Origin of the sequence: Thermosphaera aggregans (assembly GCF_014962245.1) — an archaeon.
Classification (GTDB): Archaea; Thermoproteota; Thermoprotei_A; order Sulfolobales; family Desulfurococcaceae; genus Thermosphaera; species Thermosphaera chiliense.
In genome coordinates, this window is the sequence record NZ_CP063144.1 from 315,859 (window position 1) to 330,336 (window position 14,478).

General features: G+C 50.5%; 22 protein-coding genes and 1 tRNA gene. 11 read left to right on the forward strand and 12 right to left on the reverse strand.

Annotated features, from left to right (window positions below):
• Positions 1-96: 96 nt before the first annotated feature.
• Positions 97-1,380, reverse strand: a complete 1,284-nt coding sequence (gene hisS, locus IMZ38_RS01810; RefSeq protein ID WP_193436493.1) for a histidine--tRNA ligase — start codon at positions 1,378-1,380, stop codon at positions 97-99.
• Between the two features lies 1 nt (position 1,381).
• The gene (locus IMZ38_RS01815; protein ID WP_193436494.1) at positions 1,382-1,900 is read right to left on the reverse strand and encodes an endonuclease; all 519 of its coding nucleotides are present in this window, start codon (positions 1,898-1,900) and stop codon (positions 1,382-1,384) included.
• A gap of 77 nt (positions 1,901-1,977) precedes the next feature.
• Between IMZ38_RS01815 and mtnA the strand changes: the two genes are divergently transcribed.
• From mtnA to IMZ38_RS01850, 7 genes are all read left to right on the forward strand, one after another.
• Entirely contained in the window at positions 1,978-3,057 is a 1,080-nt protein-coding gene (gene mtnA / locus IMZ38_RS01820) for an S-methyl-5-thioribose-1-phosphate isomerase (protein ID WP_193436495.1), read from the forward strand.
• Positions 3,058-3,265: 208 nt separating this feature from the next.
• Complete coding sequence (locus IMZ38_RS01825) at positions 3,266-3,415, forward strand: hypothetical protein (RefSeq protein WP_193436496.1); 150 nt, start codon at positions 3,266-3,268, stop codon at positions 3,413-3,415.
• A gap of 70 nt (positions 3,416-3,485) precedes the next feature.
• Positions 3,486-4,007: a nitroreductase family protein gene (locus tag IMZ38_RS01830; protein WP_193436497.1), complete on the forward strand. Its 522-nt coding sequence runs from the start codon at positions 3,486-3,488 to the stop codon at positions 4,005-4,007.
• 85 nt (positions 4,008-4,092) lie between these two features.
• A tRNA-Pro gene (locus IMZ38_RS01835) sits at positions 4,093-4,198 on the forward strand.
• Positions 4,199-4,226: 28 nt separating this feature from the next.
• Positions 4,227-4,625, forward strand: coding sequence for a metal-binding protein (locus IMZ38_RS01840; RefSeq protein WP_227410898.1), 399 nt, complete (start codon positions 4,227-4,229; stop codon positions 4,623-4,625).
• A 26-nt stretch (positions 4,626-4,651) separates the two neighbouring features.
• Complete coding sequence (locus IMZ38_RS01845; protein WP_193436498.1) at positions 4,652-4,981, forward strand: hypothetical protein; 330 nt, start codon at positions 4,652-4,654, stop codon at positions 4,979-4,981.
• On the forward strand, positions 4,965-5,702 hold the full coding sequence (locus IMZ38_RS01850; RefSeq protein ID WP_193436872.1) for a phosphoglycerol geranylgeranyltransferase: 738 nt from the start codon (positions 4,965-4,967) through the stop codon (positions 5,700-5,702). The genes IMZ38_RS01845 and IMZ38_RS01850 overlap by 17 nt, the downstream gene beginning before the upstream one ends.
• On the opposite strand, the gene IMZ38_RS01855 is transcribed toward IMZ38_RS01850, so the two are convergent.
• Complete coding sequence (locus IMZ38_RS01855) at positions 5,689-5,943, reverse strand: MazG nucleotide pyrophosphohydrolase domain-containing protein (RefSeq protein ID WP_193436499.1); 255 nt, start codon at positions 5,941-5,943, stop codon at positions 5,689-5,691. The genes IMZ38_RS01850 and IMZ38_RS01855 overlap by 14 nt on opposite strands.
• 58 nt (positions 5,944-6,001) lie before the next feature.
• Between IMZ38_RS01855 and IMZ38_RS01860 the strand changes: the two genes are divergently transcribed.
• A complete protein-coding gene (locus tag IMZ38_RS01860) occupies positions 6,002-6,178 on the forward strand; it encodes a preprotein translocase subunit Sec61beta (protein WP_193436500.1) in 177 nt (58 codons plus the stop codon).
• 97 nt (positions 6,179-6,275) lie between these two features.
• Here the strand turns inward: IMZ38_RS01860 and IMZ38_RS01865 are convergent, their stop codons facing one another.
• From IMZ38_RS01865 to IMZ38_RS01885, 5 genes are all read right to left on the reverse strand, one after another.
• Positions 6,276-7,181, reverse strand: coding sequence for a 3-methyl-2-oxobutanoate dehydrogenase subunit beta (locus IMZ38_RS01865; protein ID WP_193436501.1), 906 nt, complete (start codon positions 7,179-7,181; stop codon positions 6,276-6,278).
• A gap of 4 nt (positions 7,182-7,185) precedes the next feature.
• Positions 7,186-8,364 carry a transketolase C-terminal domain-containing protein gene (locus IMZ38_RS01870; protein WP_193436502.1) on the reverse strand — a complete coding sequence of 393 codons (1,179 nt, stop codon included), beginning with the start codon at positions 8,362-8,364 and terminating at the stop codon, positions 7,186-7,188.
• Positions 8,365-8,368: 4 nt separating this feature from the next.
• A complete protein-coding gene (locus tag IMZ38_RS01875; protein ID WP_193436503.1) occupies positions 8,369-8,650 on the reverse strand; it encodes a 4Fe-4S binding protein in 282 nt (93 codons plus the stop codon).
• Between the two features lie 4 nt (positions 8,651-8,654).
• Complete coding sequence (locus IMZ38_RS01880; RefSeq protein ID WP_193436504.1) at positions 8,655-9,233, reverse strand: 2-oxoacid:acceptor oxidoreductase family protein; 579 nt, start codon at positions 9,231-9,233, stop codon at positions 8,655-8,657.
• A gap of 263 nt (positions 9,234-9,496) precedes the next feature.
• Complete coding sequence (locus tag IMZ38_RS01885) at positions 9,497-10,405, reverse strand: hypothetical protein (RefSeq protein ID WP_193436505.1); 909 nt, start codon at positions 10,403-10,405, stop codon at positions 9,497-9,499.
• Between the two features lie 250 nt (positions 10,406-10,655).
• Here IMZ38_RS01885 and IMZ38_RS01890 point away from each other — a divergent pair, with 250 nt between their 5' ends.
• Positions 10,656-10,919 (forward strand): hypothetical protein, encoded by a 264-nt coding sequence (locus IMZ38_RS01890; RefSeq protein ID WP_193436506.1) that lies wholly within the window; start codon positions 10,656-10,658, stop codon positions 10,917-10,919.
• On the opposite strand, the gene IMZ38_RS01895 is transcribed toward IMZ38_RS01890, so the two are convergent.
• Positions 10,920-11,675, reverse strand: a complete 756-nt coding sequence (locus IMZ38_RS01895) for a DNA polymerase sliding clamp (RefSeq protein WP_193436507.1) — start codon at positions 11,673-11,675, stop codon at positions 10,920-10,922.
• Positions 11,676-11,755: 80 nt separating this feature from the next.
• Here IMZ38_RS01895 and IMZ38_RS01900 point away from each other — a divergent pair, with 80 nt between their 5' ends.
• The gene (locus tag IMZ38_RS01900; protein WP_193436508.1) at positions 11,756-12,136 is read left to right on the forward strand and encodes a hypothetical protein; all 381 of its coding nucleotides are present in this window, start codon (positions 11,756-11,758) and stop codon (positions 12,134-12,136) included.
• Here IMZ38_RS01900 and IMZ38_RS01905 read toward each other — a convergent pair.
• The 3 genes from IMZ38_RS01905 to IMZ38_RS07350 all read right to left on the reverse strand — a co-directional run bounded on the left by IMZ38_RS01905 (position 12,117) and on the right by IMZ38_RS07350 (position 12,815).
• Positions 12,117-12,449, reverse strand: coding sequence for a hypothetical protein (locus IMZ38_RS01905; RefSeq protein WP_193436509.1), 333 nt, complete (start codon positions 12,447-12,449; stop codon positions 12,117-12,119). The genes IMZ38_RS01900 and IMZ38_RS01905 overlap by 20 nt on opposite strands.
• Before the next feature lie 69 nt (positions 12,450-12,518).
• Complete coding sequence (locus IMZ38_RS01910) at positions 12,519-12,683, reverse strand: hypothetical protein (RefSeq protein WP_193436510.1); 165 nt, start codon at positions 12,681-12,683, stop codon at positions 12,519-12,521.
• Between the two features lie 9 nt (positions 12,684-12,692).
• Entirely contained in the window at positions 12,693-12,815 is a 123-nt protein-coding gene (locus IMZ38_RS07350) for a hypothetical protein (RefSeq protein WP_264409085.1), read from the reverse strand.
• Between the two features lie 73 nt (positions 12,816-12,888).
• Between IMZ38_RS07350 and IMZ38_RS01915 the strand changes: the two genes are divergently transcribed.
• On the forward strand, positions 12,889-14,379 hold the full coding sequence (locus IMZ38_RS01915; protein ID WP_193436511.1) for a right-handed parallel beta-helix repeat-containing protein: 1,491 nt from the start codon (positions 12,889-12,891) through the stop codon (positions 14,377-14,379).
• Positions 14,380-14,478 lie beyond the last annotated feature (99 nt).

Consider the following 14,478-nt stretch of genomic DNA (forward strand, 5'->3'; position numbering starts at 1 on the left):
AATCCCTGCTTTAAAGCATCTCACGAGTTCCTGCACTAACACCCTTGAAGGCTAGCTTTAAAGGTTACGAAGCGTTCACTCCTTGGCCACGCATTCTTAGGCAAGGTGTTTAACCGGGTTTTCAAGGAGCTCCTGGAGCTTGATTATTGACTGAGCCCCTGTTTCAAGGTTTTTCACAGTAGCCAACCCTTCCTTAAGCTCCCTCTCCCCGATGATCACCGCCCTGGCGTAGCCTTTCCTAGCGGCATGCCCCAGCGGCTTGGAGAAGCCGGGGGATCTGTAAACAGTTGTCTTGAAGCCTGCTTTAACCAGGGCTCCCGCAACCCTGTAGCCCTCTGACACCGGCACCTTGCTCGACAGGATCACAGCGACCCCGCCCCCGGTTCCCGGGGTTTTCACGCCCTGCAGCGCCAGGGCTATCCTGTCAAGGCCTAGCGCTAGGCCTGTGGAGTGCTCGAACACTCCCCCGTAAACCATGGTCAGCCCGTCATATCTTCCCCCGCCGCCTATGCTCACCCCAAGCGCCTTAGTCTTGTACTCGAATATGAGGCCTGTGTAGTATGCCAGCCCCCTGACAAGGGAGGGGCTGTACTCTACCCTGTAGCCGAGGCTTCTCAACGCATCGGTGAACTCCAGGAGCCTCGCATGCTCTTTCAAAACCCTCTCGTAATCCCCTCCCAGCAGCTCCCTGGCATCGTTTATGAAGCCCTCCAGCCTGTCAAGAGGGGTGTTCAAGAGTTCTTTGAGAAGGCCTGGGTCACCCCTGCTCGAGTGCTTTGAAGCCTCCTCCAGCGCCTTGTCAACCAAGCCCTTGTCTATTAAGTGGAGGACGTGGTCCTGGGCGTCCTCAGGGATTCCTAAACCCTTCATCAACCCTCTGTGCACTGCTACACTTCCCACGACATACTCGTGCCCGACACCGATCTCGTCGAGGAAGACGCTAGCGGTGAACGCGGCTGACAAGTCAGCGTTGACATCGGGGTCGCCGATCACTTCGAGACCAGCCTGCCAGAACTCCCTGTACCTGGCGTGCTGGGGCTCCTCATACCTGAAGCACTGGGCAACGTAGTAGAGCTTCAAAGGCTTAGGCTCACTCCTCAGTTCTTTCAGGTAAGCCCTCACCACGCTAGCGGTTACCTCAGGCCTCAGCGCTAGAAGCCTCCCAGCCTTGTCCTGGAAAACATACATCGAGTTCCTAACTTCCTCACCGCTCTTAGCCTCGAACAGCTTGAAATACTCCACGGTCGGGGTGACAACGGGTTCGAAGCCTGTTGAAACAGCAGTCTTCTTGAAAGTGTTCACCAAGTACTCGTGCAGCCAGGCTTCAGGCCCTGTTAAATCCCTCATGCCGCGCGGAGGGTTGAGAATATCCGAGACCATTCTAACCCACCACAGGGCTGATCCTTGAAACCTCGTAGTATGTTAAATCACCCTGGAGGCTCACGATTGCGAAGACGGCTTGGAGCGAGTTGCTCCTAGCAGCCTCAACGTATTTGACAAGGCTCTCAGTACTCTCCAACGCCTTCTCCTCCAGCACGTACACCACTCTCACATCGCCCAGCTTATCCTTAACCAGGAAGCTGTTACCGCCCAGGGGCCTAACCCGCCTCCCCCTGTCCCTTAAATCCTTGTAAACGGTGAGCATGGGCCAGAAGAACTCTGCGAAGCACTCGTGCCGCAGGCTGACAAGAGCGTTCAGGTCTGAAGCCTCCTCTCCGCCGACTCTTACAACAGCCTTCCCGCCGAGCAGGAGGTACGCTATCTCCACCAGGCTGAGAACAAGCACATCCCCATCTCTCCTTCCAAACCATTTACCGTCAAGCTCGTCGACAACCTTCCCCTCCCTGACAACCCCGTTGCACGAGCCCTCGTCGAAGTAGATAGTGACCTGTTGCTCCAAACCCAACCCCTTGCTTAAGGGATGAAATCCCACGTTTATATTGCTGTAAAATTATTTTAAACCCGTGATGATGCTTCATGAACATACCATACCCTATTAAGATTAGAGCTGTATGGTGGGATGAATCCTCGAGGAAAACATGCTGGATAAACACTTTGAAACTACCCCACTCGGAGGAGGTGGAGTGTAGCAGCGACCCTGTGAGGGTTGCAAAGGCAATCATAGACCTGGAGATAAGGGGGGCTCCGGCAATAGGTGTTGCGGCAGCCCTGGCGGTAGCATCCTACGCCTGGACCTTGACAGGTAAGCCCAGGGAGGAGTTCTACTCTAAAACGCTTGAAGCAGTCTCAGTACTCTGGGCCACGAGGCCAACAGCTCACAACCTGTTCCACGCTCTCACAAGGGTTAGGGAGAAACTGCTCGCGGGAATGAGCGCTGGAGCAACCCCGCTGGAGGCTGCGGAGGACGTGACAAGGGAGGCTCTGAAGATTATGGAGGAGGACATATACTCGAACTACTTGATCGGTGAGCACGGCTCCCAGCTGGTCCCCGACAATGCTTCAATCCTGACACACTGCAACGCGGGAGCCCTCGCGACCTCTGCTCTTGGAACAGCAGAGGCTGTTATGAGAGTAGCATGGTATAAGGGGAAGAGGATAAGGGTTTACGCAACAGAGACCAGGCCCGTCCTCCAGGGGGCGAGGCTAACGGTCTGGGAGCTGGTGAAGGAGGGGATACCGGTAACCCTGATCACGGACAATACCGCGGGCTTCCTCATGAGGAAGGGAATGGTAGACCTCGTCATAGTTGGAGCGGACAGGATTACCAGGGAGGGCTATGTTGTAAACAAGATTGGAACATACATGATAGCCTTAGCTGCCAGGAGAAACAACATCCCCTTCTACGTAGCAGCGCCGACAAGCACGATAGACTTGAACAGCAGGATCGAGGACGTGGTCATAGAGGAGAGGAACCCGGCAGAGGTGAAGTATGTCATGGGGAGGCTGATAACCCTGGAGGAGGCCTCGGCCTTAAACTACGCTTTCGACATAACCGACCCGGATCTCGTAACAGCCATAATAACCGAGAAAGGAGTTGTCAAGCCCCCCTTCCCCGAGAACCTTAAGAAAATAGTGGGCTCTTCTCAACCCCACTAGACAGCCTGCTCCAACACTTTCAACCCCTTCCAGATCTTGTTTAAAGAGTATGGGAAGAGTTAAAAGGGATTCAAGTATAATAAAATATATATGAAAGGATGAAAATATGTACAAAGCCCGGATTACATCAAGGGCTTTGCAAAACTACTTATGCTGGAACATAGAGTCGGACAGAATTATATGTTTAAACATAAATATTTATCAGAACGTGCAGCTCCGTTTGACAACCGTCAGCAACCCGTTCATTAGAATTATTCAAGGCTTTAGGGAGGCGGGAGAGAGGCTTCACCGCGAACTAATTGATCTAAACCTGAAAATTCTAAGGAGAGTCCCCGTTAGAGCTAGAATGGTTTTCTAAAAAAGAGGTTTGGGTAGAAGGACATGGTTAATTATCTTCAAGCAGTAGTATTAGTAATTGGTGGTGTTGGTTGAGCAATGCATGCTTCGAACCGCTTCTCAAGAGGCGTAGCATCAGGGTTTTCAAGGATGAAGAAGTGCCTTTAGAGCTCGTGTTGAAAGCGATCGATACTGCCAGGTACGCGCCGAGCGCGGGCAACAAGCAGCCCTGGAGGTTCATAGTGATACGGGAGCGCTCCAGGATTGAAGCTCTTGCTAAAATCCTCAGGTATTCCAAGCCCTTGCTTAACGCTAAGGTAGCAGTGCTCGTCCTAGCGAGCAAGGATGAGTCGCCTGTTTCACACATGGTGGACGGGTCCCTCGCTGCCATGTACTTCTGGCTCGCCCTCCACTGCACAGGGCTGGGAGCCGTTTGGATTCAGACTTTAAGGAATGTTAACGAGGTGCTGGAGCTCGTGGGGGCTCCTGAAAACTATGTCCCAATAGGCTTGTTCGCAATAGGCTGGCCGGGAGAGCAGCCTGTGGCAAAGGAGAGGAAGCCTCTGAGCGAGATAGTGTTTCTCGAAAGATTCGGGGAAGCATTGAAGCAGTGAAGCCCCGCGTCTAGTTTTTTTAAAAAACATTCTTCCCACGGTTAAAGCGTTAAAAACCCTTCTACACTAATAACGATTAGTAGACGGGCCCGTCGTCTAGCTTGGACTAGGATGCGGGGTTCGGGACCTGTTGGAGAAGCCGCTGAAGGCGGAACTCCCCGTGACCCGGGGTTCAAATCCCCGCGGGCCCATACTCAACGCTTCAGGCTGGATGATACTTTGGACGTAAAGGATACTGCTAAATACTTGGAGTCGATCACCCCGGAGAGCCCTGAGGCTAAGAGCATCCTGGCCGAGGTTTACGAGAAAAGGTTTGTCAAACTATCCTGTAAACAAGGCTCCAGCAACGGCTTCATATGGGTTTACACTGGGCCGAGAGGCGACTACCTCCTTGTTCCAAGAAGCTTCTGCAGCTGCAAGGACTTCATGATCAGGACTGCCTCCACTAAGAAGACGCCTGCCTGTAAACACCTGGTAGGGCTGGAGCTAGCCGCTAAGCTGGGTAAGAAGAGGGAGGTTTCGCTCAGCGCTGAGGATTGTGTAAGGATTGTTTTCGAAATACTTGAGAAAAACCTATCCCCCACGCTGAGGAAAGCATTATATACTTTACAGGAGTGATTAGAGATCAGCGAGCGGTGTATTAAATGGGTAGGAGGAAGAAGAGGAGGAAGATTCAGAAGAGGATAGTGAGAATCCCAAGCGTGTTCCAATGCCCTAACTGCGGGTCAGTATCTCTTTCAGTAGAGTTCTCCAAGGCTGAGGAGGCAGGGTTCAAGATTGCTAAGATAAGCTGTGGGCGATGCGGGCTGAGGGCAGAGTATCCCAACCCAGTCCCTGATCTCTACCAGGCTGTTGACGTTTACAACAAGTTTATAGACCTGTTCGAGGAGGGCAAAGTCCAGGTTACTTTCGAGAAGCCTAAGACAGAGGAGGGCGGCGCGGAGGAGGCTGGTGGGGTTGAGGAGGGTTCATGAATACATCTCCGGCAAGATAGCGAGAGGTGAGAAACTCCACTTCACCCTGGTAGACCCTGACAAGCCTTTCACAAGGGAGGGGCTTGAGAAGACAGCGAGGCTTATGGCTGAAGCAGGCACCGACGCCTTCCTAATAGGCGGGAGCATAGGCGTCACCCCTGAGGAGGCTGGCGAGGTAGCCGGGGTTTTAAAGGAGACGGGGCTCCCCGTCATAGTTTTCCCCGGAAACATCAACTGCTTAACCCCGCGTGCCGATGCAGTATTGTTCATGGTTTTAATGAACTCTAACGAGCCATACTACCTGATGATGGCCCAGGTTGTCGCAGCACCCCTTGTCAAGAAGTACGGGCTTGAACCGCTTCCAACAGGCTACATAGTAGTATACCCTGACACCGCGGTATCGCACATGGGTAGGGTTCAGCCAATACCTGTTGGGAAGCCTGAGGTGGTTTTAGCCTATGCTCTAGCAGGCGAGATGATGGGGTTCAAGTACATATATTTGGAGGCTGGAAGCGGGTCTCAGCAGACCGTTCCCCTGTCATTCCCAGCCATGGTTAAGAAGTACACGAGCCTCATCACTATTGTCGGAGGAGGTATAAGGTCTCCCGAGCAGGCGAGGGAGATGGTTAGATCCGGCGCGGACGTGCTTGTGACAGGGACCATTGTGGAGAGAGACCCTGAGCTAGCGGTTAAAATTGTGAAGGCTGTCAAGTCCCCTTAGCAACGTATTTCTTCTTGAAAGCATCCTCAACGTCAACATTCACCAGGTTTGCAATGCTAAGGAGCCATGCCAGTACATCCGCAACCTCCTCCTCGATAAGCTTGTGATCCATTTTGAGAAGGGCTTCGGCAAGCTCCCCAACCTCCTCGCTAAACCATGTGAAGGTAGCGAACAACCCCCGTGCAGAATCCCTCTCGAAGTATTTATCCTTTATAAGCTCCTGCGCATCCCTAATCCTCATGCCAACACCATAATTATTTAAGCATGTAAGAATTAAATAAGAGGGGAGGCTGAGCGGGTTGAGCAAGAAGTCTAGGAAGAAGGAGGGGCCTGCACTGCTTTCAGCAGCGGGACTGGTTAGATTCTACGAGGAAAGCGACGTAGGGTTGAAGCTGAAGCCCCATGTTCTCATAGGGATAATGGTGGCTTTCACCATAGCTATAATAGCCTTGTCAAAACTTATGCCGATAACTTGAAACATTTTAAGATTGCGTAGGAGAATCCTGGCAAACCATCCTGGAGGCGCGCTAAGGATGTGGTTGTTGAAAAAGAGTATTTGAGAACACTACTGCTTCACATGAACTTCTTAACCCACTCCCAGTTCAATTCAACGCTTCTCTTTATCTCTTCAAGAGCCTCAGGCGTTATGTTCCTAAACCTTCCCTGCATCTTAACGTACTCTTCAACAGGCTTCCTCTTAGACGGGTCCATGTAGGGCCTGCTCGGCCCTGACAGGGTTATCTTACCATTCTGATACTCGTACAGTATCCACAAGCCTGTTTCAACAGCCAGCCTCGCCATCTTGACAGTGTACTGGGGTTCAAACCTCCATCCAACAGGGCAGGGGGCGTGGAGGTGTATGAACTTGAATCCTTTAATGCTCTTAGCCCTCTGCAGCTTGCTGTAGAAGTCGTGCGGGTAGGCTATGCTCGCGGTTGCAACGTAGGGTATGTTGTGAGCTATCATGATTCTCGCAACATCCTTCTTCTGCTCAGCCTTCCCTGACACAGGGGTTGTAGTGGTCCACGCACCCCTCGGTGTTGAAGAGCTTCTCTGAATCCCCGTGTTCATGTAAGCCTCATTATCATACATTACGTAGATCATGTTGTTGTTCCTCTCCGCAGCCCCGCTCAAAGTAGCCATGCCGATGTCCGCTGTGCCGCCGTCCCCAGCCCACGCTACGACGTGGACATCCGTGATCCCCCTCTTCTCCAAGGCCTCAGCAATGCCTGAGGCCACCGCGGCGGCTGCCGCGAAGGGCACGTGCACTATGGTTGCGTTCAGCGACTGACCCGGGTATGTTCCCACGACAACGGAGGAGCAGCATGCCGGTATGACGTAGATTACTTTCCCGCCTAGAGCGGCGTGAACTGTTTTCCAACCCATGGGTATGGGGCATCCGGAGCAGGCTGCGTCGCCTGGTAGGAATGCATCCCTCATGTTGTAGGGTATTGGGGGTTTGGGTCTCTGCTGGGACATGCTATCACCTCTTCTTAAACCATTCGAAGAAAACGGGCTTACCGCCCTTCTCAACAGTTTCAATGAATCTTTTAACAATCCTCTCGAAATCCTCACTGGTGATGTTTACTCCCGCGATCCCTGTCACGACATTGCTTAGAGCTGGGAGCTTGTCAGTGTATGTTGCGAGGCCTGTGACCAGGTCGGTGAATATTGGTCCCCAGCCGCCGAAGCTGATCGACCTGTCGAAAACTATCACGCCCTTAGCCCTGCCCGCATACCTCCATATCTCCTCGTGGGGGAAGGGCCTGTAGAACCTTATCCTTACAACCCCTGCCCTGTAGCCCTGCTCCCTTAAAGCGTTCACAGCCTCCATTAAATCCCCGCTCCAAGCACCCATTGCCACCGCTATGTAGTCAGCGTCCTCACACCTGTAGCACTGGGTTAGCCCGCCGTAGCTTCTCCCGAAAAGCCTCCCATACTCCTTGTCAACCCTCTCGATAACTCTCTTAGCGCTCTCCATGGATTCCTGGATGCCGTAGAATATGTCCTCGGTCTCCTCGGGCATTGTCAAGCCTCCAACACCTATTGGGGAGCCGCCGTCGACAACGTATGGTTGCCTACGAGGTCCAAGCCACTCCCTCACAAGCTCCTCGTCAGGTATTTCAACAGGCATCGTGGTGTGCCCTAGTATGAAGCCTTCAATACCCACCATAACCGGCAGGTAGACCTCGGGGTCCTCGCCTATTTTGAAAGCCTGAATGGTTAGGTCGAGGGCTTCCTGATTATCCATTGCGTAAGCCATTACCCAGCCCGCATCCCTCTGATCCATGAAGTCGCTGTGGTCGGGCCAGATATTCCACGGGGTGTTAATAGTTCTCGACACAATAGCCATCACCATCGGTATTCTGGCTCTTGAAACCCAGTGGACAACCTCGTGCATGTAGAGCAGTCCCTGGCTGCTCGTAGCAGTGAAAGCCCTCGCCCCTGCCAGCGCTGCCCCGTAGCACGCGGCAAGCGCTGAGTGCTCTGATTCAACCCTTATCATCACGGAGTCAAGCTCGCCTGACTCAACCATTTCCGAGAGCTTCTCAACAATGCTTGTCTGCGGGGTGATAGGGTATGCTGCTATAACCTCCGGCCTCACAAGCTTGACCGCGTAGGAGATCGCGTGGTTGCCTGTTAAAGCCTTCCTAACACCCATGTTCTCACCCTCCCTCGGGAACCATTGAAATAGCTTTCACAGGGCATACTTCCGCGCACACGCCACAGCCCTTGCAGTACTCCAGGTCTATGGAGACCCCGGTTTCAGGCTCAACCCTTATCACGTTCACGGGGCAGTAGATCTCGCAGGTGAAACACCTGGTGCACTTAGCGTTGTCTACAACGGGTCTCTCAGTCCTCCACAACCCTGTCTTGCCCGCCACTCCTTTCGCCGGTGTTGTGATAGGTAGCTTCCCGTGCACGGGTTTAACTGTTTCAACACTCACTAGCTCACACCTCCTTCACAAGCTTAACCTCTCCGTAAGCACGCTCGGCTGCCTGCGCGTTGACAGCGCCAGCTTTCTCGCCGAAGTAGTTGACGATTGCTTTCTTAACGTTTTCAATGCTCGCCAGCTTCACAGCCCCCACCAGTGCTCCAAGCATCGCGGTGTTCACGACAGGCCACCCGGCTATGACCAGCTTCAAGTCGTGTGCTATTCTTGTAGCATCCACCGTGTAGGCTTTGAAGCCTCCTTCAGCCGCGATCCTTGACAGGTCGAGCTCCTGCTCAGGCGTGTTAACTATTAAGACACCGTTTCTCCTCAGCCTAACCCTGCTCACAACCCCCGAGGAGATCAACCCGTGGTCGAAGACTACTAGGATGTCCGCGGTGTTGAACATTCCGTGCTTGAGAATGGGCTTATCGCTTACTCTTGCGAAAGCTGTGACAGGTGCACCCCTTCTCTCAGCACCGAAGAACGGGAATGCCTGGCCGTTGAGGCCCTCGTACATTGCTGCTTCAACCAGTATGTTGGCTGCGGTGACAGCTCCTTGACCTCCTCTGCCGTAGAAGATTATTTCGTGAATCATAGTAAACACCGAGCCGTAATGTATATATGAGTATATACTTTTTAAACATATCGTAGCATTGCCTAGTTCGAAGGCTTTAAACCGTGACCTCACCGATCACGAATCAATCTCGCCCCATCCCCAAGGCGTTATTGTTGAGAACGTCTCCGAGACCAGGGTTTATCTAAGTAGAAAACATTTTGACTTTTTCGAGAAAGAGAATTTATCAAAGGGATGTAATAGGGTGTGGGGAAAAAGAATTTTCTATACGACGCAACTTCTCATTAACTACTGCAAGTATAAGTGGCTACACCCACGTGTATTGCTACGTAGAGAGTTTCCGCAGACTGCTCTGCCTCGTCCAGTGGTAAGTACAGCGTAATGCTTGGCGTTATCTCTGTGTACTCGCCCTGGTATTCGAATAAACCGATCTGCGGGTTCCCAGCCCTGTTCTGGGGTATTCCATCCAGGCTGGTTGCAACATGTATGTGATAGTATGATATCGAGTAACCATCATCTAGTTGTATGCTGATAACCATGTTCTGCCCGTTGACCATGATGTAAACGTCTCCAACATCGTAGTGCTGAGCCCTTATCAAATCGGTTGTTACTTCTCCACCATTATATACCACGTACATTGCCCAGCTAGCACCGGGGAAGGGCATCCCGTAAGCCCATGAAGTTTCAGCGTCATCGTTTAAGTAGCACATTCCGCCTGCCTCACAGCTTACCGTATACGTGAAGTACATTCCCCAGTTTCCTCTGTTCGTGAACCTCGTGCCATTACCCCATGCTGTCTCCGTTTTAACTATGCTACCATACTCGTCTACTTTAGCAACCACTGCGTGAGCAGCTATGTAGAGGGTTGTTTCAAATGGGCACTCAATACCGAACATCTCGGTCAGGTTGACAGTGAACTCATAGCTCTGATCCCATAATCCGTAAGCCTTGTAGGGGAACCTGCCAGGTATCGGGTTGCCCGTCCTGGTCGTAGGTATGTCGTACAGGCTTGTGGCTACTGCTAGATGAGCCTCCGTGAGATACCATGCCGGGTCTGTAATATTGTACAGCACGTGCAGGATTAGGGAATCATTCACAACGCTTGTCCACACGTCTACTTCGCCAACAACCATGTACTGTCCGGCGATCAACGGGGTAGTATAGACGTTGTTCGGCTCGCTACCGATTGACAACGAGTTTAATGTTGCGGGTGTTAGAATAGTTAACAAGAATGTTACTATTAATAATATGCTTATAGTTTTGAGATACGTATTTTCACCTGATTATTACAATCAACTTAATCCTTTATAAATTCCGCGTTTTTAGTTCGTGAAACCAAGCAATCAGGTTTGGTTTCAAACCCGATCATTCGGGTAAATGAGTTTTTAATGAGCAAGTGATTTATACCTAGGGAGAGCTTACTCTTTAGTGGGGGATTGTGGAGTGACGATTTACTGGGAGAGGTGCAGTGTTTGCGGGAGGTATGAGGCTGTTAGGCAGTGCACGCTTTACAAGGATGTCCTAGTCGATATTCACTGCTGCATCCTGTGCGTTAAGAGGAGTGTTTGCCCAGCCCCCGCGTGGAGGATCGCCCTCCCCGCGAAGCCGGTTACGCAGGCTAGGGCGGGGGTTAGCGTTGAGGAGAGGAAGCGTTTAATAGATGAGTTGACCAGTCTTCTCGAAAAGCCCGGTAAAAAGAATGCTTAGCTACTCAACCCTCGGGGTTAGCCAGTAGATTATTGTCCCGCCTCCAGCTATCTCGTACTCAATCTTCATCGGCTTGTCATTATCGAAGTATATTGTGACCTGTTTAGCAGCCGAGATAGGCTTCAGGGTTGCCTGGAGCAGGTCGACAGAGTATTTAGCCTGAACCCTGGGGGATGTTGACGACAAGTATATCAGCGGGTTGCCCTCGCTGAAAACACCCTCATACTCCTTCTGCTGCTCACCTGTTTTAACAATAAGCTTCCCCTCCTGGACTGTGAAGACAGCGGTCTCGCCCACGGTTTTCAAATCGCCGAGCAGCTCCCTGTAGTCGTCGGAGGCTATTTTAACCGTGACGCCTAGCTCGATGTTTATCTCGGGGACAGGCTCAGGCGGCCTAGGCCTTGTCTCCAGGAGGAAGGTTCTTTCAAGACCGGTTTTCTTATCGCGGAATATGATTCTCAAAGCAGAATGCTCCTTATCCAGCTCCATCTCCATTACATCGTTCCTTGTACACCTTCTTATAATCCTGTTGAAATCCATTGAGGAGATCACGAAGAATTCTTCCCCGTCCACACTGTACTCGTCGAAGGCGATCCCGGGGATTTTGACAATGGTCATCATGGTTTTATCAGGGCTTAAAACCTTAACCTCAAGCGCGTCGGGGGTGGCGTAGAATGGTGCTTCATCAGTGATTTTAGCGATAGCCTGCGCGACATACTTCATTTTCGAAGCATTAGAGTAGACAGCCCTGAACAAGCAGACACCTCTCAGCAATTATTTCTAAGGTAACCTATAGTTATAACCCTTTCACTACTTTAAACCTAAGTGTGGGATTCATGAAAGAGGTTAAGGTAGTCATAGACATAGCTAGGAGCGCGAGGGTAACGCTCAGCAGGGATGACGCGTTAAGGCTTCTAACAGCTATCAAGGATGTGAAGGGCTCGACAAGGGATTTAAGCGAGGCGTACAGGATTGTCGCAAGCTTCGAGGAATACTACAGCTACTCCAGGAGAAGGTTCGAGGACTACATATTCGTCCCTAAGGATCCGAGGGAATCCCTTGAGGGAAGGACGGTTATCCAAAAGCTTAGACTGCTGAGGAATGGGGGAGACAGTGTTGAAATAGTTTTCGACAGAAGGGTGGAGCTAAACACTATTATTGAGGCGTTGAAAACAATTGGTTTCGAGAAAGTGGATGTTACTTCCCAGTCTTTCTAGCCTTCCGCTTCTTACCGCTTCTCCCCTTCCTCCTGGACTTTGACTTCTCCTTAGTGGTTGAAGCCTTCTTCCTCCCGCCCCGCGGAGCGCGGGGGGCAGGTTTTAAAACGGCTCTTGAAGAAGCGGTCTCCTTCAACTCGTCAATGCTTGCCTCTCCCGAAAGCACTCTACGCCACATCTTACTGATGTTGAGCATTTGCTTAAGCAGCTCAACCTTTATCTCAACAACCTCCTTCTCCTCCCCTTCCTCTACAGCTTCAGCCTCCACCTCCTCTGCTTCGAAAACCTCTCCCTCTTCCTCCTCTAAAAGCATCCCAACCACCCACAGCTGGCTAGGGGTTGATATATGGGTTTTTGGCAATAAATACCTTGTTTAACCCTTCTACTCCTCAATCTCCACCGCGCACTCATCAACAGGTTCCCAGCTTTTCAACAAGGGTGCTCCTAACTTCTCGCATCCCAAAGCCCTTCGGGCCCCGTGGCTGAATAGTTTCGAGCAGTCAAGGCTTTCACGTTTCAACCCGTTGCAGAGTTCTCCACCAAACACCTAATCATCTCAGCGGACCTTGCTCACACCCCTATGCTGCAACACGTCCAACATCTCGCAGGCTATCCCGCACCATGCAGAGTAGTCTCTGAAAACGATGGGTAAGCATTCAGCTACAACTGTTTCATCCACAGAGATACTAAAGCGTTATGGCTTGTCTAAAATTCGCTCTTAAAGACTTAAATGCTTTCAATCCGTATTTGTATTGAGCTGGTTGTTGGGGAGCAGTATGAGGAGGCTGTTTCCCGGCTTAGTATTCTTACTGTTCATGTTGTTCTTGATAATGCCTCACTGGCAGCCTGTGTCTGCACTGGAGATTCAGGGATGCCAGGACATACGGAGTAGTGGTGTGTACGTGCTCACAGGCAACATCTACGGGCTACAATCCGGGAAAGACTACTGCATCGGTATCTTCGCAAACGAGGTCATACTTGATGGGAACGGGTTCAGCATAGAGGGTCTTGGAATCGGGCAGAGAGCACAGGGAGTAAGGGTTATGAATGCATACAACGTAACCATAAGAAATCTAAAGATAAGCAAATACAATTATGGAATCTACCTGGTTGATGTAGCTGAAAGCAAAATAGTGAATAACGTAATATCACTAAATGACAACGGCATCTACCTGCGTGGTTCACACCATAACGAAATAACAAGTAACAATATAACATCTAATGACGTCGGCATCTACCTGGATTCTTCAAGCTATAATGAAATATCCGGTAACACTATCTCATTAAACACCGTGTTTGGCATCCGCCTCGGCGATTCATACATTAACACCATAATCGGTAACACTATCTCGTTAAATAACGGCGACGGTATCCACCTGCGGGATTCAGGCAATAACACGATAATAGGCAACACTATAGAATCAAATGATGTGGACGGTATCCACCTGGATTCTTCACACTATAATGAGATATCAAGCAATACTGTATCATCTAATGGCGAAGACGGCATCGAGCTGGCGGGTTCAAGCAATAACAAGGGAGTAGGAAACACTATATTATTGAACCAATACGGCATTTCCATCGGTTCCTCAAGCTTTAATGAAATATCCGGTAACACTATATCGTCAAACAGTGTGTACGGTATCCGCCTAAGTAATTCATACAAAATCACAATAGTGAACAATACTATATCGTTAAACACTTTTGACGGCATTTACCTGTATTCTTCACACTATAATGAGATATCGGGTAATACTATATCGTCTAATGGTGATGATGGCATCGAGCTGGTAGCTTCAAACAAAACCATAATAGTAAACAACACTATCTCGTTAAACACCTTTAGCGGCATATACGTGCGTTCCTCGTCAGGATACAACATGATATTCAACAATATTCTCAATAATTCAATAAACGTAGTTCTTGAGGATGCGGGCAGGAATTATTGGAATACAACTAGGGTTGCTGAGAGGAATATTGTTGGAGGCAACTATCTCGGCGGAAACTACTGGGGCAACCCGTACGGGACAGGGTTCAGCGATACTTGCAAAGATGGCGATAGTGATGGAGTATGCGACAGCCCGTTCCAGATTGATGAAAACAATGCTGACTGGTTGCCTCTAGCTAACCCGCCAATGCCTACCACAGGCCCCGGTCTCGAGATGATTCTCGCAATGATCACTGTACTCGGAATTATTGGAGTGGTTGCAACAGCTTCACTAACCAGGAGGAAGAAGACTTAATTTTTCGCGAAACTTTTTCTTACAAAATCTTCATGGGCTTGTTTAGTGCGAATATTCTCTAAAATGGTTTCGAAGTCTTACTTTTTTCAATCCGGACCC